17 protein-coding genes are annotated in these 25,286 nt (G+C 64.9%); 16 read left to right on the forward strand and 1 reads right to left on the reverse strand.

Going from position 1 to position 25,286, the window contains the following annotated elements; all coding sequences use genetic code 11:
- Nucleotides 1–174 precede the first annotated feature (174 nt).
- From CS006_RS05870 to thiC, 14 genes are all read left to right on the forward strand, one after another.
- Nucleotides 175–1,509, forward strand: coding sequence for an MFS transporter (locus CS006_RS05870; RefSeq protein ID WP_165777269.1), 1,335 nt, complete (start codon nucleotides 175–177; stop codon nucleotides 1,507–1,509).
- A gap of 73 nt (nucleotides 1,510–1,582) precedes the next feature.
- On the forward strand, nucleotides 1,583–2,329 hold the full coding sequence (dapB, locus tag CS006_RS05875; protein WP_100510845.1) for a 4-hydroxy-tetrahydrodipicolinate reductase: 747 nt from the start codon (nucleotides 1,583–1,585) through the stop codon (nucleotides 2,327–2,329).
- 203 nt (nucleotides 2,330–2,532) lie between these two features.
- On the forward strand, nucleotides 2,533–3,438 hold the full coding sequence (gene dapA / locus CS006_RS05880; RefSeq protein WP_100510847.1) for a 4-hydroxy-tetrahydrodipicolinate synthase: 906 nt from the start codon (nucleotides 2,533–2,535) through the stop codon (nucleotides 3,436–3,438).
- 57 nt (nucleotides 3,439–3,495) lie between these two features.
- Nucleotides 3,496–5,295 carry a ribonuclease J gene (locus CS006_RS05885; protein ID WP_100510849.1) on the forward strand — a complete coding sequence of 600 codons (1,800 nt, stop codon included), beginning with the start codon at nucleotides 3,496–3,498 and terminating at the stop codon, nucleotides 5,293–5,295.
- A gap of 87 nt (nucleotides 5,296–5,382) precedes the next feature.
- Entirely contained in the window at nucleotides 5,383–7,980 is a 2,598-nt protein-coding gene (gene pepN / locus CS006_RS05890; RefSeq protein ID WP_100510851.1) for an aminopeptidase N, read from the forward strand.
- A 29-nt stretch (nucleotides 7,981–8,009) separates the two neighbouring features.
- Nucleotides 8,010–9,689, forward strand: coding sequence for a PucR family transcriptional regulator (locus CS006_RS05895; protein ID WP_100510853.1), 1,680 nt, complete (start codon nucleotides 8,010–8,012; stop codon nucleotides 9,687–9,689).
- A 367-nt stretch (nucleotides 9,690–10,056) separates the two neighbouring features.
- Nucleotides 10,057–11,001, forward strand: a complete 945-nt coding sequence (locus CS006_RS05900; RefSeq protein ID WP_100510855.1) for an ABC transporter permease — start codon at nucleotides 10,057–10,059, stop codon at nucleotides 10,999–11,001.
- Between the two features lie 15 nt (nucleotides 11,002–11,016).
- Nucleotides 11,017–11,910, forward strand: coding sequence for an ABC transporter permease (locus CS006_RS05905; RefSeq protein ID WP_100510857.1), 894 nt, complete (start codon nucleotides 11,017–11,019; stop codon nucleotides 11,908–11,910).
- A gap of 1 nt (nucleotide 11,911) precedes the next feature.
- Nucleotides 11,912–12,826: an ABC transporter ATP-binding protein gene (locus tag CS006_RS05910; protein WP_100510859.1), complete on the forward strand. Its 915-nt coding sequence runs from the start codon at nucleotides 11,912–11,914 to the stop codon at nucleotides 12,824–12,826.
- A gap of 3 nt (nucleotides 12,827–12,829) precedes the next feature.
- Complete coding sequence (locus CS006_RS05915) at nucleotides 12,830–13,771, forward strand: ABC transporter ATP-binding protein (RefSeq protein WP_117434901.1); 942 nt, start codon at nucleotides 12,830–12,832, stop codon at nucleotides 13,769–13,771.
- Between the two features lie 14 nt (nucleotides 13,772–13,785).
- The gene (locus CS006_RS05920; protein WP_165777270.1) at nucleotides 13,786–15,318 is read left to right on the forward strand and encodes an ABC transporter substrate-binding protein; all 1,533 of its coding nucleotides are present in this window, start codon (nucleotides 13,786–13,788) and stop codon (nucleotides 15,316–15,318) included.
- A gap of 10 nt (nucleotides 15,319–15,328) precedes the next feature.
- Nucleotides 15,329–16,387, forward strand: coding sequence for a phosphotransferase (locus tag CS006_RS05925; RefSeq protein WP_100510862.1), 1,059 nt, complete (start codon nucleotides 15,329–15,331; stop codon nucleotides 16,385–16,387).
- 9 nt (nucleotides 16,388–16,396) lie between these two features.
- Entirely contained in the window at nucleotides 16,397–17,767 is a 1,371-nt protein-coding gene (locus CS006_RS05930) for an aspartate aminotransferase family protein (protein ID WP_243386779.1), read from the forward strand.
- A 187-nt stretch (nucleotides 17,768–17,954) separates the two neighbouring features.
- Nucleotides 17,955–20,690, forward strand: a complete 2,736-nt coding sequence (thiC, locus tag CS006_RS05935) for a phosphomethylpyrimidine synthase ThiC (protein WP_243386789.1) — start codon at nucleotides 17,955–17,957, stop codon at nucleotides 20,688–20,690.
- A gap of 900 nt (nucleotides 20,691–21,590) precedes the next feature.
- On the opposite strand, the gene CS006_RS05940 is transcribed toward thiC, so the two are convergent.
- Nucleotides 21,591–22,799: an ATP-binding protein gene (locus tag CS006_RS05940; protein ID WP_100510863.1), complete on the reverse strand. Its 1,209-nt coding sequence runs from the start codon at nucleotides 22,797–22,799 to the stop codon at nucleotides 21,591–21,593.
- A gap of 183 nt (nucleotides 22,800–22,982) precedes the next feature.
- On the opposite strand from CS006_RS05940, the gene glmM reads away from it, so the two are divergent.
- Both glmM and CS006_RS05950 read left to right on the forward strand, forming a co-directional pair.
- On the forward strand, nucleotides 22,983–24,353 hold the full coding sequence (gene glmM, locus CS006_RS05945) for a phosphoglucosamine mutase (protein ID WP_100510865.1): 1,371 nt from the start codon (nucleotides 22,983–22,985) through the stop codon (nucleotides 24,351–24,353).
- A gap of 36 nt (nucleotides 24,354–24,389) precedes the next feature.
- Nucleotides 24,390–25,046 carry a peptide deformylase gene (locus CS006_RS05950; RefSeq protein ID WP_100510866.1) on the forward strand — a complete coding sequence of 219 codons (657 nt, stop codon included), beginning with the start codon at nucleotides 24,390–24,392 and terminating at the stop codon, nucleotides 25,044–25,046.
- Nucleotides 25,047–25,286 lie beyond the last annotated feature (240 nt).

Genomic DNA, 25,286 nt, shown 5'->3' on the forward strand with positions numbered 1-25,286 from the left:
CTCCTGCCACGTTGCTCACCGATTCCGCCGTTTGTCCGGTCGCTCACTGTTTCCCGCCGCAAACGGACGGTTTCGCCGGCGTGTCGTGGCGGGAATCGGTGAGCGACCATGCTCGCGTCGGATTCGGTGAGTAATCGTGGGAGTCGATATGCCGGCGTGCGTACGATGGGCGGTATGGATCAGCGTAGGGGAGAGGAACGCGTCGTTGCGCGCGGGATTTCGGAACGGCCCGAGAAACGCAGGGGAGGGGCGAAGGCGTACGCCACGTGGGCGGTGGCCATGGCCGGCTATGTGTTCGCCGTCACCTGCCGCTCGTCGATGTCGGCGACGGGCATCGTCGCGGCCGAACATTTCCACACCACAAGCACGGCGCTGTCGATGTTCCTCTACCTGCAGCTGTTCGTCTACGCGATCATGCAGATACCGGCCGGCGTGCTACTCGACCGGTTCGGCGCGCGCAAGCTCATCGCCACGGGAGGATTCCTCATGGCGGCCGGACAGATGCTGATGGCCGTCGCGCCCGTCACCTCGATGGCCATCGTAGGTCGCGGCATCGTCGGCATGGGTGACGCCATGACGTTCATCTCCGTCATACGGCTCGTCTCCGCATGGTTCCCGTTCTCGCGAATACCGCTGATGAATCAGCTGACCTCCATGCTCGGCGGCATCGGCCAGATCATCTCCATCTACCCGTTCGTCTGGCTGCTGGACCTGACGGACTGGCAGGTCTCGTTCCTCTCCCTGACCGGCGTGGGCGTCTGCATCGCCTCATGCGTCCTGCTCGGCGTGCGCGACGACCCTCGGCAACGCGGTCACCGGCACGAACGTCCCGAAGGCGGCATGAAGGCGGCGTTCGACGGCCTGAAGGCCGCGCTGAAGACCCCCGGCACGTTCTGCGGATTCTGGGTGCACGCCACCACATGGTTCTCCATCAACATGATGAACCAGCTGTGGGGATTCCCGTTCCTCCTCGCCGTGGAACACTGGTCCAAGGCGCAGGCCAGCGCCTATCTCGCCATCGGCATGGTCATCAACGTGGCATGGGCGCTCATCATGGGCCGTGTCGCCGGACTCCACCCCATCCACGGCCGCGCCGCCATCGTCTACGTCACCGTCGGCGCGCAGATCGTCTGCTGGACCATACTGCTGCTCACCCCCGGACCGCATCCCGCATGGTTCATGTGGATGCTGCTGCTCGCCATCTCCAGCGGCGGCCCCGCCTCGAACATCGCCTTCGACTTCGCGCGCGACACCAACCGGCCGGAGAACCTCGGCGCCGCCACCGGATTCGCCAACACCGGCGGCTTCCTCTCATCCGCCATCGTGTTCCTCGGCGTCGGACTCATGCTCGACGCACAGGGCGCCACCGACCCGAGCCTGTACACCGACCATGTGATGCGTATCGCCGTGCTCATCCAATACCCGCTGTGGGCGCTGGGACTCATCGCCTTCAGCATCATGCTGCCGCGTACCATGAGCGTCCTACGCCAACGCTTCCACCGCGACTGATCGTGGTTGATCGCGGTCTTCGTCCATACTTGTATCCAGAACGAAAAACAGAACCCTATATAAAGGAGCAACCATGATCAAGGTTTCCGTGGTCGGCGCGAAGGGCCGCATGGGAGGCAACGTCGTGGGCGCCGTCAACGACGCCGCAGACACCGAACTCGCGCTCGCCCTCGACGCCGGCGACGACCTGACACGCATCACCCCGGAGAACACCGACGTCGTCGTCGAGTTCACCGTCCCGTCCGTCTCGCTCGACAACGTGCTCACGCTGATCGGCCAGGGCGTCGACGTGGTCGTCGGCACCACCGGCTGGACCGACGAGAAACTCGACCAGGTGCGCACCGCCCTCGCCTCAGCCCCGCGCGAAGACCAGGCCGTGTTCATCGCCCCGAACTTCGCCATCTCCGCCGTGCTCACCGACTACTTCGCCGGCATCGCCGCCAAGTACTTCGAATCCGCCGAAGTCGTCGAGATGCACCATCCGAACAAGGTCGACGCCCCCAGCGGCACCGCCATCCACACCGCCCACACCATCGCCGAGGCACGCAAGGCCGCCGGCCTCGCCCCCGTGCCCGACGCCACCGAAACCGACGGCGGCTCCCGAGGCCAGGTCGTCGACGGCATCCACGTGCACGCCGTGCGCCTGCGCGGCCTCAACGCCCACGAGGAGGTGCTGCTCGGCAACCCCGGCGAACAGCTCGTCATCCGCTCCGACTGCTTCGACCGCGGCTCCTTCATGCCCGGCGTCCTGCTTGCCGTCCGCAACGTGAGCAGCCACCCGGGACTGACCATCGGACTCGACAACTTCCTCTCCCTGTAGTCGGGGAATAACGGAGCGTTGTCTGCGTTGCAGGAAACTCGACGTATTGCATGCGCCTTCGTTTCCTGCGCCTTGACGTCGCACGCGTTATTCCCCGACCGGGCTTTGGGAGCTTTGGGAGCGTCGTCCGCACGTGTTCGCCATTCGGAAGGAATCGGCGGAAGGGCTTCCTCTCGTCTTCGGCGGTAGCTAAGTTGAGCAGTATGAGTGACGGTACTATGCATCTCCTTGATCCGGCCCCGTTCGGGCGCATCCTTCCCGCAATGGTCACCCCGATGACCGCCGATGGCAGCGTGGACTACGAGGCCGCGCAGGCCCTGGCCAGGCATCTGGTCGCCGACGGTGCCGATGGCCTTGTGGTCAACGGCACCACGGGCGAATCCCCCGTGACCCACATGGACGAGAAGGTCGCCCTGGTCAAGGCCGTCAAGGAGGTCGTGGACGTGCCGGTGATCTCCGGCGCGGGCTCCAACGACACCGCCCACACCGTCCGCATGGTGGAGCAGACCCAGGAGGCGGGCGCCGACGCGGTGCTCGTCGTCATGCCGTACTACTCGCGTCCGAGCCAGGAAGGCATCGTCGGCCACTACAAGGCCGTGAACGAGGTGGCCGAGAAGCCGATCATCGTCTACGACGTGCCCGGCCGCACCGGACTCAAGGTCTCCATCGAAACCTACGACCGTCTGGCCGAACTCGACCACGTCAAGGCCGTCAAGGACGCCACCGGCGACCTCGCCGCCGCCGTGGAGAAGCAGCAGCGCACCGGCCTCGCCTGGTATTCCGGCGACGACGGTCTGTTCCTCCCCTTCCTGTCCATCGGCGCCGTCGGCATCATCTCCGTCATCGCGCATGCCGCCGCCAACCCGATGCGCCGGCTCGTCGAAGCGTTCGACTCCGGCGACATCGCCACCGCGCGTCGTCTCGCCAACCAGCTGGCACCGCTCGTGCACTCCCTGAACGGCGACGGCTACCAGGCCGTCATGGCCAAGGCCGCATGCAAGATCAAGGGATACATCCCCGACACCACGATGCGCCTGCCCAACATCGGGCCGAACGCCGACCAACTGGCCAAGGCCGAGGCCGGCATTCGCGCCGCGGGTCTGCTCTAGACCCAATCAGCGTCGTCTTCGCAGAGGCGAAGGCAAGAAAACAAGAAAACAAAGAGAATGGCAAACGAAACCAAGAAAAAGAATTCCAGCTCTCGCTCCTCCCGCAGGGGAGGCTCCCGCCGCGGCGGTCGCCGCGGCGCGTCCCAGAACAGCCAGCCGCAGGAGAAGAAGCTCGTAGCCCCGCCGAAGTACCGCAAGGGCTCGATGCGCATCACCCCGCTCGGCGGCCTCGGTGAAATCGGACGCAACATGAACGTGATCGAATACAACGGTCACCTTCTGCTCATCGACTGCGGCGTGCTCTTCCCCGAGGAGGAGCAGCCGGGCGTCGACCTCATCCTCCCCGATTTCAGCTACATCAAGGACCGTCTCGACAAGGTCGAGGCCCTGGTACTCACCCACGGCCACGAGGACCACATCGGCGGCGTGCCCTACCTGCTCAAGCTGCGCCCCGACATCCCGCTCATCGGCTCCAGGCTCACGCTCGGCTTCGTCGAAGCCAAGTGCAAGGAGCATCACCAGAACCCCACCACGGTGGAGGTCGAAGGCCGTGACCGACTCAAGGTCGGTCCCTTCAACCTCGAGTTCGTGACCGTCACCCACTCCATCCCCGACGCACTCGCCGTCATGGTGAAGACTCCGGCCGGCAGCCTCATCGACACGGGCGACATCAAGCTCGACCAGCTGCCGCTCGACCACCGCATCACCGACCTCGTCGAATTCGGCAAGCTCGGCGAACAGGGCATCGATCTGCTCATGATGGACTCCACCAACGCCGAGGTGCCCGGCTTCGTCAAGCCGGAGACGTCCATCGGCCCGGCCCTCGACCGCGTGTTCGCCGAAGCCAGCCGCAAGATCATCGTCGCCAGCTTCTCCAGCCACGTGCACCGCGTGCAGCAGGTCGTCGACGCCGCCCACAAGTACGGCCGCAAGGTCGTGTTCGTCGGCCGTTCGATGGTGCGCAACATGGGCATCGCCTCCGATCTCGGCTACCTGCACATCCCCGAGGACACCGTCATCGACCTCAAGCAGGCCAACGACGTGCAGGACGACAAGCTCGTCTTCATGTGCACCGGTTCGCAGGGCGAGCCGATGGCCGCGCTCGGCCGCATCGCCGACGGCAACCACCCGTACATCAAGGTCAACGAGTTCGACACCGTCATCCTCGCCAGCTCCCTGATTCCAGGCAACGAGCACGGCGTGTACAAGGTCATCAACAAGCTCGTGCAGATGGGCGCCCGCGTCGTCAACCGCGACAACGCCGCCGTGCACGTCTCCGGCCACTGCAACGAGGGCGAGCTGCTGTACATGTACAACATCGTCAAGCCCAAGTGCGCCATGCCGATCCACGGCGAGAACCGCCATCTCGTGGCCAACGGCCTGCTGGCCGTCAAGACCGGCGTCGACCCGAAGAACGTGGTCCTCGCCGAGGACGGCGACGTGGTCGACCTCTACCACGGTCAGGCCGCCATCGTCGGCTCCGTCCCCTGTAACTACGTGTACGTGGACGGCGACTCCGTCGGCGAGCTGACCGACGAGGAGCTCGAGAAGCGTCGCATCCTCGGCACCGAGGGCTTCGTCTCCAGCTTCGTGGTGGTCGACACCGAGGCCCGCGAGGTCGTCAGCGGCCCGAAGATCTATCTCAACGCCGTGGCCGAGGACGAAAGCGAGTTCGAGCACGTGCGCTCGCAGATCGTGCAGAACCTCGAGGACGCCATGATGCAGGGCACGAAGAACACGCACCAGCTGCAGCAGATCATGCGCCGCACGCTGGGCAGCTGGGTCGCCCGCAAGCTGCATCGTCGTCCGATGATCGTGCCCGTCGTGGCCGACATCGCCCAGGACCTCGAAAACTGAAATCGACAGGCCGACAGGTCTGAAGAAGGCTCCCCTCCCTCACGGAGGGGAGCCTATGTGTATAGCCAAATACGGAAGGGGTAGCACATGCCGGGAGCAAATCTCACCAAGGTCGAAGCCGCCGAACGCGCCGGCGTCGTCTCGAACGCGAAATACACCGTCGAACTCGATCTGACGAAGGGGCCGAAGACCTTCGGATCGGTCACGACCGTCGAATTCGACGCCAAGGCCGGTTCGTCCACGTTCCTTGACCTGATCGCCGACTCCGTCTCGTCGATCGTCGTCAACGGCGAACCCGTCGACACCGCCGCATACGCCGACTCGCGCATCGCGCTGGATGGTCTCAAGGAGCACAACACCGTCTCCGTGACCGCCCTGTGCGACTATTCGACCACCGGCGAGGGCCTGCACCGCAGCGTCGACCCCTCCGACGGCAACGTCTACCTCTACACGCAGTTCGAGGTGCCGGACGCCCGCCGCGTCTACGCCGTCTTCGACCAGCCCGACATCAAGGCCACGTTCGACTTCGCCGTCACCGCACCGAAGTCCTGGGACGTCATCTCCATCGGCACCGTCGGGGACGTCGAGGACGTCGACGTGACGACCGAGCCGGGCACGCTCGGCGACAAGCCCGCCGAAACCGCCCGCCGCTGGACGTTCGACACCACGCCCGTCATGAGCTCCTACCTCACCGCCCTCGTCGCCGGCCCCTACGCCAGCTGGCACACCGAATACGCCAACGAGGACGGCCGCACCGTGCCCATGGGCATCTACTGCCGCCAGGCCCTCAAGGACGCCATGGCCAAGGACGTCGACTACCTGTTCGACATCACCAAGAAGGGCTTCGCCTTCTACAACGATCAGTGGAAGGTGCCCTACCCGTACGCCAAGTACGACCAGCTGTTCGTGCCCGAATACAACGCAGGCGCCATGGAGAACATCGGCACCGTCACCATCCGCGACTCCTACGTGTTCGAATCCAAGGTGACCGACGCGCTCGCCAACCGCCGCGTGGAGACCATCCTGCACGAGCTCGCCCACATGTGGTTCGGCGACCTCGTGACCATGAAGTGGTGGAACGACCTGTGGCTCAACGAGTCGTTCGCCGAATTCATGTCCACGCTCGCCACCGCCGAGGCGACCGACTGGTCCAACGACTGGGCCACGTTCTGCGCCGGCGAGAAGAGCTGGGCGCTGCGCCAGGACCAGCTGCCCACCACGCATCCGATCGTCGCGCCCATCAACGACCTCAACGACACCTACGTGAACTTCGATGGCATCACCTATGCCAAGGGCGCCTCCGTGCTCAAGCAGCTCGTGTTCTACGTGGGTCGCGAGAGGTTCTTCGAAGGCATCCACAACTACCTGACCGGCCACTCCTACGGCAACGCCACGCTCGCCGACCTGCTCGGCGAACTCGAGAAGACCAGCGGCCGCGACCTGAAGGCATGGAGCGGCCAGTGGCTCGAATCCGCCGGCATCAACACCATCGCCACCGAACTGGAGACCGCCGCCGACGGCACCATCGAACGTCTCGCACTGCGCCAGAGCGCACCGGAGGAATACCCCGTGCTGCGCGTGCACCGACTCGCCGTCGGCTTCTACGACCTCGACGACGCCGGCAAGGTCGTGCGCACCAGGCGCATCGAGCTCGACGTGGACGGCGAGCTCACCGAGGTCGCCGAAGCCAAGGGACTCAAGCGCCCGGCGTTCATCATGGTGAACGACGACGACCTGACCTACACCAAGCTGCGCCTCGACGCCGCCTCCCTCGATTTTGCGCTCGACCATCTGCCCGACTTCGCCGACGCGCTTACCCGCGCCACCGTCTGGCTGAGCCTGTGGGACATGACCCGCGACGGCGAACTGCCCGCCGAACGGTTCATCGACACGAGCCTGCGGGCCCTCGCCACCGAAACCGAATCCACCACGTTCCGCTACGCGCTCGCCCAGGTGAGCACCACCGCCCACCATTACGTGGCAGCCGTCCGGCGCGACGACGTGCTCGAACAGGTCTCCGACCGGTTGTGGAAGCTCGCCAATGATGCGGCCGCCGGCTCCGACAACCAGTTCCAGCTGCTCAAGGCATACCTCGGCTACGGCCACGACTCCGGCTTCGAATCCAACGTGCGCGGCCTGCTCGACGGCACCCTGACCCTGCCGGGACTCGACATCGACAACAACCTGCGCTGGTCGCTCATCCACGCGCTCGCCGACCAGGGGCTTATCGACGCCGACGGCATCGACGCCGAACTCGCCCGCCGCGACACCACCGAGAACCGCGAGTTCGCCGTGGGCGCCAAGGCCGCCATCAACACCGTGGAGGCCAAGCAGTGGGCATGGGACCAGGCCCTCAACAACGGCGACCTGACCAACTCGCAGCTGGAGGCCGTGGCCTACGCGTTCTCCGGCACCGACAGCCGTGAACTCGCCGACCCGTATGTGGGCCGCTTCTTCGACACCATCGACTGGGTGTGGAAGAACAAGACCTATCACATGGCCGAAACACTGCTCAACGGCCTGTACCCGGGCTACGCCGATCCGGCTGCGCTCGTCAAGGCCGGCGACGCATGGCTCGCCGCCCACGACGACGCCGACCGCGCGCTGAAGCGGCTTGTGGTCGAGAACCTCGCCGGCTCCCGACGCACCCTCGCCGTCCAGCGGTACAACGACTCCCTGCTGTAGTCGGCGGCAATTCCGAAAGGTCATATATCATGCGTGGTGCCTCGTTCTCGCAGCGTGACGACTCCGGCGAAGGCATCACGCTCGACCAGCTGCTCGCCGACCCGTCGCTGAAGCTCCGCCTGATATGCCCCGGTGCCCAGGGTTCGCTGAAACGGCACATCTCGTGGGTGCATCCCGCCGAGATCCTCGACATCGCCATGTGGAGCGAGCCCGGTGAGGTGCTGCTCACCACCGGCGCGAACTTTCCGACGGAGTCGATGGACGCCGACGACGACCATGCGCTGCTCGTCAACGCCCGCAAGGCGGTCGGGCTGCCGGCGCGATTCTCGTCGGCGTCGACCGCCTACCGGGAATGGTGCGACGCCTATGTGACGCAGCTGAGTCAGGCGGGCGTGCTTGCCATCGGCTTCGGCGTGGCCGTCAAGCATCCGACCACGCCCATGGCGCTCATCGACGCAGCCAACCACGTCGGCCTGCCGCTGTTCGAAGTGCCGTTGGAGATTCCGTTCTCGCCGATATCGAAGGCCGTCTCCCGCGCGCTCAACAATCGTCACGACGATGCGCTGCGACAGTCGTCGCTATTGCAGCGGCAGGTGCTGAAGGCCGCGGCCGGCGGCGACTCCGTGCATGCGACCATCACGACCGCCGCGCGATTGGCGTCCGGTTGGGCGGCCTACGTCGACACGGACGGCACCGTGCTCGACATCTCCAACCGCACCTTCGGCAAGCAGGCGCAGGACTGGGCGATGAAACTGGCCGCCAACGTCGCCGAGGCACGCTCGAACGCGAGCCTCACCACGGTGTTCGGCTCCGACTCCGGCCGTGACTTCTGCGCCGGCGTGGTCCACGACGCCTCCGGCTCCCATGACCGTCTCGTCGGCATCGTCGTCGTCTCCGCCACGCAAAGCGAGAGGACCGACACGCTGCTGCGTTCGGTGACCATGGTCACCGCCGACGTGCTGTCCGTCATCGTACCCAGACTTCGCGGCGAGGAGCGCCGCATCCGCCGGCTGCGCTCCGCGTGCATCGGTGCGTTCGCGCAGGGCCACGGCACCGCCATGCTGTCGATGGCCGATGAACTATGGCCGTCGGGCATCCCCCAGCCGCCGCTGCGCCTCATCTGCGTGGACGGCGAGACGCGCATGACGGAGCATCTGTATCGTTCTCTCGCCGACGACGCCGCGTCACTGGTCGACGACGGCGTCGTGATGTTCGGGGAATACGACCGGCGGCTGTGGATCATCACGGCGGCCCCGGCGGCACAGAAGGTCGAAGGCGAGCTGCTGACACGCGACGGCATCGACTTCGGATTATGCGACTGCTCGTCATGGCAGGCCATGGAGGAGCGCATCCCCGAAGCCGTGCAGAATCTGCATCTGCGCCGATTGGGAGAGGACGGACGCTCCTTCTCCGACATGTCGGTCCATGAACTCATCCGTCCCGACCTCGCCGTCGTCTATTCGCAGGAACTGCTCAGGCCCCTGCGTCATCTTCCCCGTCAGGAGTCCGACGCGCTGCTCTCCACCATCCGCGAACTGCTCGCCACGTCGTTCAACGTCGGCGCCACGGCGAAACGCCTCGACGTCCATCGCCACACCGTCGAGAACCGACTGAACAAGATCGAACGCCTGCTCGGCCTCGACCTGTCTCAGGAGGCGTCGAGGGTGCGCCTATGGATCGCCTGCTCCTTCATCCGCAGCGACCGATAATCCACGAATTGCGAGATGCACGTCGTTCCGGGGCGAAAATCGCACCTATCTCTTGATTCGTGAATCATAAACGCGGAATTTCGTTTGTAAATTCCGCGTTATGTTATGCGACCTCCCATGTATGGCGAATGTTACGGCGACGGTGCGTGGCACCGGCCGCCGTGAGGTGGTTTTCGCCGGTATTCCAACGAATTTGAACAATCAACATCGATTGTTTCGTGATTCCGTTACCGATTTCCCAAAATGGACAAAATGACCATATCTATATCGATATTGGATTGATTGTCCATTGTAGAGCGTGCTCGTATCGAGAAGACTCCCTATATAGACGCGTGAAACGGACGCCTACAGGAGAGGGGTACCCAATATGAGCGGTTCGAAATGGTTGTACATCGGCAAGCGGCTGCTGCTGCTTATCCCGACGGTGTGGGGATGCGCCACGCTGACGTTCTTCCTGCTGAAGCTCACGCCCGGCGACCCGGCCGTGCAGGCGCTCGGCCCGAAGGCCAGCAAGCAGGCGCTCGCCGCCCTGCGCGACTCCTGGGGACTGAACGATCCGCTGTGGCAGCAGTATCTGCGATTCCTCGGCGATCTGTGCACCGGCAACCTCGGCACCTCGTACTCCGCGAAGGCACCGGTCGCCGAGCTCATCGCGACGCGTCTGCCGGTCACGCTCATCATTATGGTGCTGGCCGCCGCGTTCGCCGTGATCATCGCGCTGCCCCTGAGCGTATGGGTGGCCACGAGCGGCAACCGCGTCGTCACCGAGTTCGTGCGTATCCTCAACGCCGTGGCCCAGGGCTGGCCGACGTTCTTCCTCGGCGCCATCCTGCTGCAAGTGTTCGCCATCCAGCTTGGCTGGTTCCCCATCGGCTCCGTCTCCGGCGGCGTGGACGTGGCGGCGCTCGTGCTGCCGTCGCTCGCCGTGGCCGTGTCCATCGCGCCGATCATCGTGCGCAGCCTCACCCAGTCGCTGCAGGATTCCGTGAACAGCGAATACGTGAACTTCGGCAAGGCCAAGGGCCTGAGCTACCGCAAGGTGCTGTTCGGCTACGCGCTGCGCAACGGCTCCATCTCCGCGGTCTCCGTGCTCGGCATCCAGGTGGGCTTCCTCGTCGGCGGCACGCTCGTCGTCGAGAACGTGTTCGCCGTGCCCGGCCTCGGCCAGCTGCTCATGGATTCCGTCATGAAGCGAGACCTCCCCGTGGTGCAGACCCTCACCGTGGTGTTCGGCATCATCGTCGTGCTCGTGTATCTGATCACCGACCTCGTATACGGCGCGCTCGACCCGCGTGCGGCCAAGCGCGGCTGAGAAGAGGAGAGAGAAATGCCCGAAACCAAGAAAATCCCCGTGGCGCAGGCCAACAAGAACTACGCCAGGATCCGGCTCACCGGCTCCAAACCCCGCAAGCGCAGTCACGCCAACGCCGAGATCGTCATCGGTTGCGTGCTGCTTGGCATCATCGCCCTGATGGTCATCTTCGCGCCGCTGCTCACCTCCTACGACCCGACGCATCAGAGCCTGCGCGAGGCCATGCTCGGCTCGTCGCCGGAGCATCTGCTCGGCACCGACCAGTACGGCCGCGACATCTGGGCCAGGCTCCTGTACGGCGGCCGCATCGATTTGTTCGTCGCCATCATGGCCGTGCTCACGCCGCTGGTCATCGGCACCATCCTGGGCGCCGTGGCCGGCTACTTCGACGGCATCGTGCCGACCGTCATCATGCGACTCGCCGACCTCGTCTCCTCGTTCCCGTTCTACGTGCTCGTCATCGTGCTCGTGTTCGTGCTCGGCAACGGCGGCACCTCCATCTTCATCGCCATCTCCGCGGTCTCCTGGGTGCCGTACACGCGCATCAGCCGCGGCGAGACGCTGATCCTGCGTGACCGCGAGTTCATCGCCAGCTGCAAGGCCTCCGGATTCTCCGACATCTGGGTGCTGTTCCGCCACGTCATCCCGAACATCGCCTCGCAGGGCATCGTCTACGCCATGAGCGACATCGTCATGAACCTCGGCATCATCGTCACGCTGAGCTACTTCGGCCTTGGCATCGTGCCGCCGACCCCCGACTGGGGGCAGATGATGAACGACGGCCAGCAGTTCCTCGCCGCCGGCGTCTACAGCCTCACCGTCATCCCCACCATCGTCATCATCCTTATCTCCCTGGCGTTGTCGTTCATCGGCGATGGCCTCGCCAACGTGCTGAAAGTGAGGCGCTAAGATGTCCGCCACCGAAACAACCGCAACCGCCGCGACCAAGCCGGCCGCCGTCGACAACCCCGGCTACGAATACGCGCTCGAGATCGTCGACCTGTGCATCGACGTCGACAAGCACGGCGAGCGCGTGCCCGCCGTGAAGAACCTCACCATCCGCGTGCGTCCCGGCGAATCCCATGGCCTCGTCGGCGAATCCGGTTCCGGCAAGAGCCTCACCCTGCGCGCCGTGATGGGACTGTTCTCCAAGGGCGCCTACTACCGTTCCGGCTACATCAAGGTCTGCGGCAGGGAGGTGCTCGGTCCCAACGCACCGCACTACGACCCCTCCATGCGCGGCAGGGGCGTGGCCATGGCCTTCCAGGAGCCGGCAGTCGCGTTGAATCCCATCATGAAGGTCGGCTGGCAGATAGTCGACGCACTGCGTGAGCAGGAGCATCTGAGCCGTGCCGAAGCCCGCAAACGCGCCATCGAACTCATGGACAGCGTCGGCATCACCAATCCCGAGGACCGGTTCGACGCCTACCCGTTCGAGCTGTCCGGCGGCATGCGCCAGCGCGTGATGATCGCCGCATCCATCGCCTGCAAGCCGAAGGTGCTGCTGTGCGACGAGCCGACCACCGCCCTCGACGTGACCATCCAGGAGCAGATTCTCAGGATCTTCCGCTCCATCGCCGACTCCGGCACCGCCCTGCTGTACGTCACGCACGACCTGGCCGTCGTCTCCCAGCTGTGCGAGACCCTCAGCGTCATCTACCACGGCGAGATCGTGGAGGAGGGAACGCTGCGCAAGGTGTTCGACACCCCGGAGGACGACTACACTCGCCAGCTGCTCAGCTCGACGCCGTATCTCAAGGGCCGCATGAAGGCGGCCGCATCCGACAGTGCCAAGAACGTCGACAACGCCAAGAAGGGGGATTGACCGATGACCACCGCATGGAGCGACATGATCGTCTCGGCCGAAAGCAAGGCCGAGAAGGACGGTACCGAAGGACGCATCGTCAACCCGTTCGGCGAGGATTCGAGGCCGCACGCCCACGCCACCAGGCTGCTCGACGTGCAGGACCTCAACATCGAGTTCGTCACCAAGGTCCATGGCAAAAAGACCCGGTTCAAGGCGGTCAAGGACGCCGACCTGCACGTCGATCTCGGCGAGATCGTCGGTCTCGTGGGCGAATCCGGCTCCGGCAAGTCCACCATCTCCCGCGCCGTCGTCGGACTCAACGACAACTACAGCGGCAGGATCGTGTTCGACGGCCGCGAGCTCGGCCACAAGCACAGCCGCGAACAATGGCGCGAGATCCAGATGGTCTTCCAGGATCCGTACGCCTCCCTTGACCCCAGACTCACCGTGCGCAAGATGCTGCGCGAGGTCATCCTCTACCACAAGGTGGTCATGGTCGCCGAAGCCGACGACTACTGCGAATACCTCATGAACCTGGTGGAACTGCCGGTCGAACTGCTCGATGCCCTGCCTGGCGAGATGTCCGGCGGTCAGCGTCAGCGCGTGGCCATCGCCCGCGCGCTCGCCGTCCGCCCGTGGCTGCTCATCGCCGACGAGCCGACCGCCGCGCTCGACGTCTCCGTGCAGGCCGGCATCATCAACCTGCTGATGGACCTGAACAAGCGGCTCGACCTGTCGATTCTGTTCATCTCCCACGACCTCAACATCGTGCGGTCCATCTGCGAGCGTACGTATGTGATCTACCACGGCGATCTGGTGGAGGAGGGGCCCACCGAACAGGTGTTCAGCCATCCGTCCAACGCGTATACGAAACGTCTGATCGACGCCATCCCCAAGCTGTCGAGCAAATACGTGGAACAGCTGGCGCAGCAGGACAAGCCGTCGAACGAGGAGAAGGCATGATGAAGGCATTGCGAATGTTGAGGAAGTTCGCGGCGGTGGCCGTCGCCGCGGTGATGATGACGTCGGTGGCGGCCTGCGGCTCGCGGTCCACGGCCGCCGACACGCAGGACCTCGTGGTCGCCAGGTCCCTGGAGACCACCGACATGCTGCCGGCCACCGGCTACAGCAACGGCGACATCTGGGCCATCCAGCAGGTGTTCCAGACGCTGACGCGCAACAAGACCGACGGTTCGGGCGTGGAGCCGGGACTGGCCACGTCGTGGAAGAAGTCCTCGGACGGCAAGTCGTGGACGTTCAACCTGCGCAAGGGCGTGAAGTTCCACAACGGCAAGACGATGACCGCGAAGGACGTGAAGTTCTCCATCGACTTCGCCCGCACCGCCCGTGACGACAAGCCGTGGCAGTTCCTGTTCGTCGCCATCAAGAACGTCGACATCATCGACGACTACACGGTGCGACTCGACCTGACCCAGCCGTGGGCGCCGCTGCTTGCCGACCTGTCGATGTCCGCGATCTCGATCATGCCCGCGAACTTCGCCGGCAAGAGCGAGTCGCAGTTCCGCAGCGACCCCATCGGCACCGGACCGTTCAAGGTGGGGGAGTGGAAGAAGGGCGACTACATCAAGCTCGTCAGGAACACCGATTACTGGGAGAAGGGCCTGCCGAAGCTCAACTCCGTCACGTTCAAGTACGTGGCCGACGCCAACACCCGCAGCCAGATGGTGCAGGCCGGCCAGGCGCAGATCGACGAGTTCCCCACGGCCGTCTCCGTTGCCTCCCTGAAGAAGACGAAGAACGTGCACGTGGATTCGTTCCCGTCGACGTCGCTGATCTGGGTGAACCTCAATAACCGCAAGAAGCCGCTCAACGATGTGCATGTGCGCCGTGCCATGGCCTACGCCATCGACAAGGCCGCCATCGTGCGCGCCGTGTACTACGGCCAGGCCGAATCGGCGAACTCCATGCTGTCGAAGAACCTCATGGGCTATGCCAAGGAGACGCGCGACCTCAAGTACGACATGGCGAAGGCCAAGGCCGAACTCGCCAAGTCCACTGCACCGAAGCACTTCAGCCTCACCATCCAGGTGCAGTCCGGCGACCCGGAGAAGTCCATGCTCGCGCAGGTACTTCAGGAATCGTGGAAGGAGCTCGGCATCGACGTCACCCTGCAGACGCTCGACTCGACCACCGTGTACTCCAACCGAACCGCCGGCGACTTCGACGTGGCCATGTTCGAGATGACCAACGACATCTCCGACCCGGACGAATGGATGCAGTACATGTTCTCGTCCAGCGCCAACGTGAACTCCGGCTACAAGAACCCGCGCGTCGACGAGCTCATCAAGAAGGCCGCCGCCGACGCCGACACCGACGCCCGACTCAAGGACTACGCCGAAGTGCAGCAGATCATCGCCGACGAAGCCCCCGAGATCCCGCTGGTGTACAAGCCCGGCCTGTTCGCCGTGCGCGACCAGGTGAAGAACTTCAAGGTCACCACGCTGGGCGAATACAAGCTCTCCGACGTCAGCATCGCCCAGGAACAGTAGAGGAGACATCATGCAATTGCTCGGCTTCCGCGCCCTTGAGGCGCCCTACGCATCCATCGGCGAACAGTACGCGCGTGACCTGCTCGACCGCGAATACGATCTCGGCCGCGCGACGCTCCGCCGCATCATGACCGAGAAGGACGACACCTTCGCCGTCACACCGGCCGACGCCGACGGCCCGCGATACGTGCTGCGCATCGAAAACATCTGCGAGGACTATGCGGCCGTGCTGCTGCGCGCCAAAGCCCTGCGGCTGCTGGAGACCCGTTCGCCGCTGATTCCCGCCACGCGCATCATCCCCAGCGTCGACGACGGACTCGTCGTCCGCTGCGACACCGCCGACGGCACCCGCTGGGCCACGCTGACCACGTTTCTGCCCGGCCGCGTGCTCTCGACCATCGAACCGCCGTACCGCACCGCGCTCGTACGCGACATCGGCTCCAAACTCGGCCAGCTCCAGCAGGCGCTGACCGGCCTCGGCAGCTTCGACGACCGATACGGGCGCATACTCTGGGACGTCCGCCTGCTGCCCGTCATCGCCGACGAAGCCAAGGACTACCTGCCCAACGACGCCATCCGCAGGCTGGTCGCAAACGTCGTCGACGACTACCGCGCCGTCGCCGACGACATCGCCGACTGCGACGAGGCGATATGCCACGGCGACTTCCACCCCGGCAACGTGACCGTCGACCCCGCCGATCCGACGCACATCGCCGGCATCCTCGACTTCGGCGACATGCACGCCCAGCCACAGGTCTGCGACCTCGGCACCTGCCTGTTCTACATGGTCGACACCGCCGACATCGACGACCCGTTCGCGCAATGCCGCACCGTGCTCGACGGATTCCTGCGCGCCCGCCCCGACTTCGACCGCACGCAGATGCGGCTGCTGCCGCAGATCATCAAGGCCCGCTGCGCACTGACCGTGCTGATTCCCGCGCTCGCCAACCGGTTCGCCGAACATCGCGCCGACCACTACCTCTCCAGCGTCTCCGACCGCATCAAGGAGCTCGCCATGCTCCAAGCCCTCCCCACCGAGCGGATTCTCGCCGGATTGGGCGTTGAATAGGAGCTCCCCATGAATCCACGTTCCGGCATGAAGCGCATGGTCAACAGCTTCGACCCGTCCAAAGGCTCCACCGACCTCACCCCCGACGAGGCCGCCCTGCTCGCCCGACGACAGCGCGTGCTCGGCAGCCTCGCCCCGGTCTTCTACGAGCATCCGGTGCATATCGTGCGCGGCGAGGGCGCGCACCTGTTCGCCGCCGACGGCACCGACTATCTCGACTGCTACAACAACGTCGCCGTCGTCGGCCACGCCAACCCGCATGTGCGCGAGGCCGTCGCCGACCAACTGACCCGGCAGGACACGCACACCCGCTACCTGCAGGACGAGGTCATCGACTACGCCGAACGCCTGCTCGCCACGTTCCCCGACAGGCTCGACCATGTGGCGTTCACCAACTCCGGCTCCGAATCCAACGATTTGGCCCTGCGCATGGCCCGCACGTTCACCGGCCATCGGGGCGTGGTCGTCACCGGCAACGCCTACCACGGCATCACGTCGCTGGTGTCCTCCATCTCGCCGAGCTTCGGCACCGGACTGCCGTTGGCGCCGTTCCTTGTGGCCGTGCCCATCGACGACGTGCTCAAAAAACCCGACGGCACGTTCGACGACCCCGCCGCCGCGTCCGCCGCACGCGCCGAACTCGTCGTCCGCTTCGAGGCCGCGTTCGCGAAGCTCCATGACGCCGGCTATGGCGTATCCGCGGTCCTGCTCGACCAGATATTCTCCTCCGACGGGGTGCTGCCCGGCGCGACCGGCTGGGTGGCCGACGTGGCCGACGCCGTGCACAAGGCCGGGGGACTGCTCATCGCCGACGAAGTGCAGTCGGGTTTCGCCCGCACCGGCGAACGGTTCTGGGGATTCCGCCGCCACATGGCCGACGCCGACATCGTCACCATGGGCAAGCCCATGGGCAACGGCATACCAACCGGTGCCGTCGTCTACAAGCACGACATCGGCGATACGTTCGCCGCCTGCACCAGGTATTTCAACACGTTCGGCGGCAACCCCGTCTCCATGCGCGCCGCCGGCGCCGTGCTCGACGAAATCGAGGCGCGCGAACTGCAGCGCAACGCCTTGGAGACCGGCGACTACATCGCCGTCGAGATCACGCGGCTACTCGCCGACGCGCCGCGATTCGGCGGCATCCGTCACGCCGGCCTGTTCATCGGCATCGACATCCTCGACGGCGACGATTCCCGTACGCCCGACCCGGACGCCGCGGCCCGCATCATCGCGGCGCTGCGAGACCGGCATGTGCTCATCTCCGGCTCCGCCGCCGACGGCAGCTCCCTCAAACTCCGTCCGCCGCTGGTGTTCAGTCGCGCCGATGCCGACCGGCTGCTGACGGAACTCGCCGCCATCACGCCATTGTTCGAATGACCATGCCCATTATCATGAACTTCCCCAACACGCCAGACCTGTCCACGGTTTGACCGTGCGTGGTGTTAGCGTGAGGAGCGTAACAACAAATCCGCACGGGTGCCCAAATGCGAGGGCTGAGATCGGAAAGCGTCCGAGACCGTAGAACCTGGCCGGGTAATGCCGCCGTAGGAAGATAGGAAGTTCCATGCAGAGTTCTGCACATACCGCATTCCCATACGTTTCGATGCGTGACAGCTTCGACCTGTCCTCGTCGCTTGTCGTCGGACCGCATACGGTCGGCGACAAGGCGATCACCGACGTCGTCGACGACGCGCTGCGCGGGGGAGCGACGTTCATCCGCCTCTCCGCACGCCACGTCACCGCAAAGGAGCTGACCGGGCTTGCACAGGATCTGGCGCAGATCATCGAGGACAACGACAAGTCCGACTCCGTCGCCCTCGTGATCGACGGCCGCGCCGACGTGGCCTGGCAGTGCCGCAACAAGGGCATCAAGGTCGACGGCGTGCACATCGGCGCCAACGACATGGAGCCGCGCGAGGTGCGCGCCCTGCTCGGCGACGACGCCATCATCGGCCTCTCCGCCCAGATCGAGGGCCTGGTGCCGATCCTCAACGAGATTCCCGAAGGCTGCATCGACTACATCGCCGCCACGCCGTACCATCTCGCCACCCCGGAGCTCGAGGAGGCCGCCAAGGCCGAGGAGCACAGCACGCTGCTCACCCTCGACAAGGTCAACACCATGGCCGAGGCCTGCGTGTACCCGGTCGTCGTGGGCGGGGGAGTTACCGCCGCCGACACCGCCGACCTGGCCGGCACCAAGGCCGCCGGCTGGTTCGTCACCGACGCCATCGTGAACGCCGAGAACCCCGAGGCCGCCACTGCGGCAATGGTCGAAGGCTGGAAGTCCGTGCGCGGCGACGCCAGGCACGGCTACGCCCCGCGCGCCGCCAAGCCCGTAGCCCCCGCCGAGGAGGCCAAGCCCGCCGCCGGCGAGAAGAAGTTCACCAACGCCAAGGACGCCAAGGCCGCGCAGAAGCTCGCCAAGCAGCAGCGTGTCGACATCGCCGCCCGCGACTCCAAGCAGCGCGACAAAGCGCACCTCCGCAAGACCAAGACCGTGCACTTCGAGAACCAGCACGGCACCTACGACCTCGAGGTTCCGTACACCGAGATCAAGCTGTCCGACACCCCCGGCGTCGGCCCGAACCCGCCGTTCATCGACTACAACACCGAAGGCCCCAAATGCGATCCGAAGGAAGGCCTCAAGCCCCTGCGCCTGAACTGGATCAAGGACCGCGGCGACGTCGAGGAGTACGAGGGCCGCCGACGCAACCTCGCCGACGACGGCAAGCGCGCCATGAAGCGAGGCAAGGCCACCAAGGAGTGGCGCGGCCGCAAGCACGACCCGATGCGCGCCAAGGACCATCCGGTCACGCAGATGTGGTACGCCCGTCACGGCATCATCACCCCGGAGATGCAGTACGTCGCCGAACGCGAGAACTGCGACGTGGAGCTCGTGCGCTCCGAACTGGCCTCCGGCCACGCCGTCATGCCGTGCAACATCAACCACCCCGAGGCCGAGCCGATGATCATCGGCTCCCGCTTCCTCACCAAGCTCAACGCCAACATGGGCAATTCCGCGGTGACGAGCTCCATCGACGAGGAGGTGGAGAAGCTCACGTGGGCCACCAAGTGGGGCGCCGACACCGTGATGGACCTCTCCACCGGCAACGACATCCACACCACCCGCGAGTGGATCCTGCGCAACTCTCCGGTTCCGATCGGCACCGTGCCGATGTACCAGGCCCTCGAGAAGGTGGAGGACGACGCCTCCAAGCTCAGCTGGGAGCTGTTCCGCGACACCGTCATCGAACAGTGCGAGCAGGGCGTGGACTACATGACCATCCACGCCGGCGTGCTACTGCGCTACGTGCCGCTCACCGCCAACCGCATGACCGGCATCGTCTCCCGCGGCGGCTCCATCATGGCCGAGTGGTGCCTCCAGCACCATCAGGAAAGCTTCCTGTACACGCACTTCGACGAGCTGTGCGACATCTTCGCCAAGTACGACGTGGCGTTCTCGCTCGGCGACGGCCTGCGCCCCGGCTCCCTGGCCGACGCCAACGACGCCGCCCAGCTGGCCGAGCTCATGACCCTGGGCGAGCTCACGCAGCGCGCCTGGGCCAAGGACGTGCAGGTGATGATCGAAGGCCCCGGCCACATCCCGTTCGACACCGTGCGCATGAACATCGAACTGGAGAAGGCCGTGTGCTCCGGAGCCCCGTTCTACACGCTCGGACCGCTCACCACCGACACCGCCCCCGGCTACGACCACATCACCTCCGCCATCGGCGGCGTGGAGATCGCCCGCTACGGCACCGCCATGCTGTGCTACGTCACGCCGAAGGAACACCTCGGCCTGCCGAACAAGGACGATGTGAAGCAGGGCGTGATCGCCTACAAGATCGCCTGCCACGCGGCCGACATCGCCAAGCACCATCCGCACGCGCAGGACCGCGACGATGCCATTTCGAAGGCCCGCTTCGAGTTCCGCTGGCTCGACCAGTTCAACCTGGCGTTCGACCCCGACACGGCCATCGCCTTCCACGACGAGACCCTGCCCGCCGAACCCGCCAAGATGGCGCACTTCTGCTCCATGTGCGGCCCGAAGTTCTGCTCCATGGCCATCAGCCAGAACATCCGCAAGAAGTTCGGCAACGCGGCCCAGCAGGAGCAGCTCGTCAAGGACACCATCTCCGGCAAGATCTCGGCCGTCGACGCCGCCGCGCAGGCCGTCGCCGACAGCGGCGTGAAGTCCGGCGCCGCGATGAGCGCCGACGACATCGCCGCCGGCATGGACGCCATGAGCGAGAAGTTCCGCGCCCAGGGCGGCAAGCTCTACTCCAAGGCCGCGCAGTGATCGCGGAGTAAGGCCCTAATCAGTGAGTCCCTGTTGAATCACGGTCCATCGGACCAGTGATTCAACAGGGACTCACTGATATATCAGGTGTATCAGGTGGCATCTCTCCTCTCAGTCGACTACGTCGACCGCTCTCTTCAACGAGGGGAGTCAGAGTAAAAGGGCGTATCGCTTGACTCCCTGTGCTGAAGGGGAGTGCCCGCGCATACGGCTCCTACCGCATGTGCTGGCGTAGTTCGGGGCGGTGGCGGACCCGTCCGAACGCGGTCATGAGATCGTCGGCGCGGATGGCGCTGCGCCGGTCCTTGGCAGCCACCAGCGCCGCCTTTCGGTTACGGGATATCAGGCGCCACCGTAATCCATTCTGTTCCATCGGGGGAGTATGAGGGTTCCCTGATAAGGGTCAATGACGTCGAATCCTCTCCCTGGGGGATTGCGTCATTGGTTGGGTGATAGCACGAGTATGAAACGTTCAGGACGAGTAATCGTAATTCGTTGGTTTTCGCGATGAAGATGTCGTGATTCACTCCTTGCGCACGAACCACCGTGGGTAGTTGTGAGTATTGCTTTGAAGTTGCATTTTCGTCATAGGAGATGCTGTTTATCGAACATCCGGAATAATCGCGAAGGTCATGCTTCACATGTGTTATGGCGTTTCGTTTTTCGTGTGTGTCCAAGCCAGCCGAGTTGGGAATGGCAACGACGGTGTCTGAATAATCGGGGCCACGTTGCCTCCAGTATCCGTATCCGATAAGGATTATCGGCAACATTACGAATATGCACGCAACAAGAAGTGTCATGATGATGGTCCCGACACGCATCATGACACTTCCCGACAGGGTCTTCGACGGCGGTTTGCGGCTGAAAGTCATTATTTCCGCTTTGCCATTTCTAACATCCCTACCGCATGTGCTGGCGCAGTTCGGGGCGGCGGCGGACCCGTCCGAACGCGGTCATGAGGTCGTCGGCGCGGATGGCGCTGCGCCGGTCCTTGGCAGCCACCAGCGCCGCCTCCGTCCAGATGGCGCATACCTCGGCGCCGCTCCATCCCTCCGTGCGCGCGGCCACCTCGGCCAGCGGCAGCTCGCCCTCGCAGCGCAGCGAACGGGCCTGCACCTCGAGAATCCCCAGCCGGTCATGCTCGCTCGGCATGGGGAATGGAATCTGCCAGTCGAACCTGCCCGGACGCAGCAGCGCCGGGTCCACGTCCTCGATGCGGTTCGTCGCCGCGACCACCACCACGTTGCCCTTCGACGCGAACCCGTCCATAAGCGTCAGCAGCTGCGCGACCAGGCGTTTGCCCACGCCGTTCGTGTCGGTGTCGCGAGACGAGGCGATCGAATCGATCTCGTCGAAGAAGATGATGGCGCGCTTGTCGCTTTGCGCCGCCGCGAAGATCATGCGCAGCGTCTCCTCGCTGTCGCCCACGTATTTGCTTACGATCGTCGGACCCGAGACCAGATAGAACTGCGCGTCGGCCACGTTCGCGATGATGCGCGCCAGATGCGTCTTGCCGGTGCCCGGCGCGCCCGTGAAGATCACGCCCTTGATGGGCTTGGCGCCGATGGCCCGCATCTGCTCGCTGTTGCCCAGCTGCGTCTCGATGAGCTCCTTGGCACGCGATATCACCTGTTCGTAGCCGCCGAACGAGGAGAATGTCAGCGACGGGTCGGCGCTTGGGGTCAGGCGATACTGCTTGATGTCGTCGTCATGGTCGCTTTCGCCGGGGCGGATGGCCGTCGGCCACAGCACTCGTTCTATGCCGAACAGATCGGTGAACTCCACCGTGTTGCCGGGCATGATGTTCTGCGGATAGTCGCCCTCGAGCATCTCCAACCCGTCCGACGTCTCCAATATCACGCAGTCGTCAAGCGCGCGGCGCACGATGCCCACGCGTGGCCTGAGGGGCCACACCGACTCGGGCACCTTCGTGTAGAAGTCCTCGCCGACGAGCATCACCTCGCCGACCTCCAGCACCTCCTGGTTGGGGAACGTCAGCTGCGTGGTCCGTCCGTTCGGCATCACGCCGTAGTAGTGGGCGCGTCCCTCGTCGAATCCGGTGATCCGCACCAGCACGCCGTCCTGCCGCATCGCCCCGCCGTCCGCCATGTCAGTCTCCTTCGTCACGTAATCGCATTGCCCAATATATCAACCGTTCGTCGAATCGGGGCCTGCAGGGGAAAATGCGATGAAAACGGGCAGTATTTTCGGCAACGGCGGCGGTTGGAGGGAAGTCATGAGTACCATGGTTCACGTATCAATGCTTCCCTAAGATAGCGAGGATGACAGAACATGCCACGTATGTTCGGAACCGATGGTGTTCGTGGATTGGCAAACCGTGATCTGACCGCGCAGCTGGCGCTTGATTTGGGCGACGCCGCCGTTCGCGTATTGGGTGACGACCAGAGCGAGGGCCGTCGGCGCGCCCTGGTCGGTCGCGACACCCGAGTCTCCGGCGACTTCCTCGCCGCGGCGCTGTCGGCCGGCATGAGCGCCGGCGGCTTCGACGTCATCGACGCCGGCATCATCCCCACGCCGGGCGTCGCCTACCTGACCTCCGTGCTCAACGTCGAGATGGGCGCCGTGATCTCCGCCTCCCACAATCCGATGCCCGACAACGGCATCAAGTTCTTCGCCCGCGGCGGCTTCAAGCTGCCCGACACCAAGGAGGACGACATCGAGGCCGTGCTCGGCCAGGATTGGGAGCGTCCGACCGGCGCCGGCGTCGGCCGCATCTCGCACGACACCGAGACCGCCACCAAGCTGTACATCGACCACCTGGTCGCCGCCGTCGCGCCGATCGGCGAGGACAAGACCCAGACCAAGCCGCTCAAGGGCCTGAAGATCGTGGCCGACTGCGCCAACGGCGCCACCTCCGTCGTGGCCCCCACCGCGCTGCGTCGCGCCGGCGCTGACGTCATCGTCATCAATGCATCGCCGGACGGCTACAACATCAACAAGCACGCCGGAAGCACCCACCCCGAGCAGCTGCAGGCCATGGTCAAGGCCTCCGACGCCGTCATGGGCGTGGCCTTCGACGGCGACGCCGACCGCTGCCTCGCCGTGGACGAGGACGGCAACATGGTCAACGGCGACCAGATCATGGGCATCCTCGCCCGTGCCAAGCAGCGCGAAGGCAAGCTCGCCCACGACACGCTCGTCGTCACCGTGATGAGCAACCTCGGTCTCAAGCTCGCCCTCAAGGACATGGGCATCAAGACCGTGCAGACCAACGTCGGCGACCGCTACGTGCTCGAGGAGATGCTCAGGGGCGGCTACACCCTCGGCGGCGAACAGTCCGGCCACGTCATCAACCGTGAATTCGCCACCACGGGCGACGGCACCCTCACCGCACTCACCCTGTGCAACGAGGTGATGAAGTCCGGCAAGAGCCTCAAGGAGCTCGCCGCCGACTTCCCGCAGCTGCCGCAGCAGCTCGTCAACGTGCCGAACGTCGACAAGATGGCCGCGAAGACCAACGCCGCGGTGCAGGCCGCCGTCGAACGCGAGGAGAAGCTCCTCGGCGACACCGGCCGCGTGTTGCTGCGCCCCTCCGGCACCGAGCCTCTGGTGCGCGTCATGGCCGAGGCCGCCACCCAGGAGCAGGCCGACGAGGTATGCAACCGTCTGGCCCAGGTCGTCGCCGACGAACTCGCCCTGTAACCCGTTCGCGACACACGGTAAAGGAACCCCAACCCCATGTTCGGTAAAAACACCAAGGTCAACATGGAGCTCAACCGCGAGGTCGAGCTCATGCTCAAGGACGCCAGGGACAACGACGGACTGCTGCCCATCGTGCAGGCCGGCGAGCCGGTGCTCCGCCACAAGACCGCACGCTACAACGGCCAGCTGTCCCGCAACACGCTGAAGAAGCTCATCGAGACCATGCGCCACACCATGCTCGAAGCCCCGGGCGTCGGCCTCGCCGCCACCCAGATCGGTCTCGGGCTTGCGCTCGCCGTGGTCGAGGACCACATTCGCGACGACGAGGACGATCCGCGCGAGGTCGCGGAATTCCCCTTCCACGCGATCATCAACCCCGTCTATACGCCGGTGGGGGAGAAGACCGCGAGCTTCTACGAAGGCTGCCTGAGCTTCGACGGCTACCAGGCGGTGCGCCGCCGCTGGGTCGACATCACCGCCGAATGGGACGACGAGCACGGCCAGCACCACAAGGAGCAGCTGCACGGCTGGCCGGCGCGCATCTTTCAGCATGAGACCGACCATCTGAGCGGCGAGCTGTACATCGACAAGGCCGAGATCCGCAGCCTCACCACCTACGAGAACCTCGAGGACTACTGGTGCGACGACCCGGTGCCCACGGCCGCCGCCAAGCAGCTCGGCTTCGAACTGTAGCGCCGTTCCGCATCGTCTCCGACGATTCCGACCTTTCGCCATTCGGAACGAGTGGACCCCGAAGCGGCGGAGGAGGGGTGATTTGCCCCTTCCTCCGCCGCTTCGTCATATCCTCAAGCCATCGGCGCGGTATCATGGTGAACAATCCGCAATGCCGAGGTATGGGGGAAGGCGTGAACCAGCAGAATCCGGATGGACAGCATCCGAACGGACAACATCCCAACGGTCGGAATCCCAATG

The sequence above is a fragment of the Bifidobacterium primatium genome (genome assembly GCF_002802875.1).
In the GTDB taxonomy this organism is placed as follows: Bacteria; Actinomycetota; Actinomycetes; order Actinomycetales; family Bifidobacteriaceae; genus Galliscardovia; species Galliscardovia primatium.

Excerpts from the sequence above, each read along its gene's own strand:
- CS006_RS05915 (WP_117434901.1), top strand. The coding sequence starts at position 12,830 with ATGACCACCGCATGGAGCGACATGATCGTCTCGGCCGAAAGCAAGGCC.
- thiC (WP_243386789.1), top strand. The coding sequence starts at position 17,955 with ATGCAGAGTTCTGCACATACCGCATTCCCATACGTTTCGATGCGTGAC.
- glmM (WP_100510865.1), top strand. The coding sequence starts at position 22,983 with ATGCCACGTATGTTCGGAACCGATGGTGTTCGTGGATTGGCAAACCGT.
- CS006_RS05920 (WP_165777270.1), top strand. The coding sequence starts at position 13,786 with ATGTTGAGGAAGTTCGCGGCGGTGGCCGTCGCCGCGGTGATGATGACG.
- pepN (WP_100510851.1), top strand. The coding sequence starts at position 5,383 with ATGCCGGGAGCAAATCTCACCAAGGTCGAAGCCGCCGAACGCGCCGGC.
- CS006_RS05925 (WP_100510862.1), top strand. The coding sequence starts at position 15,329 with ATGCAATTGCTCGGCTTCCGCGCCCTTGAGGCGCCCTACGCATCCATC.
- CS006_RS05930 (WP_243386779.1), top strand. The coding sequence starts at position 16,397 with ATGAATCCACGTTCCGGCATGAAGCGCATGGTCAACAGCTTCGACCCG.
- dapB (WP_100510845.1), top strand. The coding sequence starts at position 1,583 with ATGATCAAGGTTTCCGTGGTCGGCGCGAAGGGCCGCATGGGAGGCAAC.
- CS006_RS05910 (WP_100510859.1), top strand. The coding sequence starts at position 11,912 with ATGTCCGCCACCGAAACAACCGCAACCGCCGCGACCAAGCCGGCCGCC.
- CS006_RS05870 (WP_165777269.1), top strand. The coding sequence starts at position 175 with ATGGATCAGCGTAGGGGAGAGGAACGCGTCGTTGCGCGCGGGATTTCG.
- CS006_RS05900 (WP_100510855.1), top strand. The coding sequence starts at position 10,057 with ATGAGCGGTTCGAAATGGTTGTACATCGGCAAGCGGCTGCTGCTGCTT.
- dapA (WP_100510847.1), top strand. The coding sequence starts at position 2,533 with ATGAGTGACGGTACTATGCATCTCCTTGATCCGGCCCCGTTCGGGCGC.
- CS006_RS05895 (WP_100510853.1), top strand. The coding sequence starts at position 8,010 with ATGCGTGGTGCCTCGTTCTCGCAGCGTGACGACTCCGGCGAAGGCATC.
- CS006_RS05940 (WP_100510863.1), bottom strand. The coding sequence starts at position 22,799 with ATGGCGGACGGCGGGGCGATGCGGCAGGACGGCGTGCTGGTGCGGATC.
- CS006_RS05885 (WP_100510849.1), top strand. The coding sequence starts at position 3,496 with ATGGCAAACGAAACCAAGAAAAAGAATTCCAGCTCTCGCTCCTCCCGC.
- CS006_RS05950 (WP_100510866.1), top strand. The coding sequence starts at position 24,390 with ATGTTCGGTAAAAACACCAAGGTCAACATGGAGCTCAACCGCGAGGTC.
- CS006_RS05905 (WP_100510857.1), top strand. The coding sequence starts at position 11,017 with ATGCCCGAAACCAAGAAAATCCCCGTGGCGCAGGCCAACAAGAACTAC.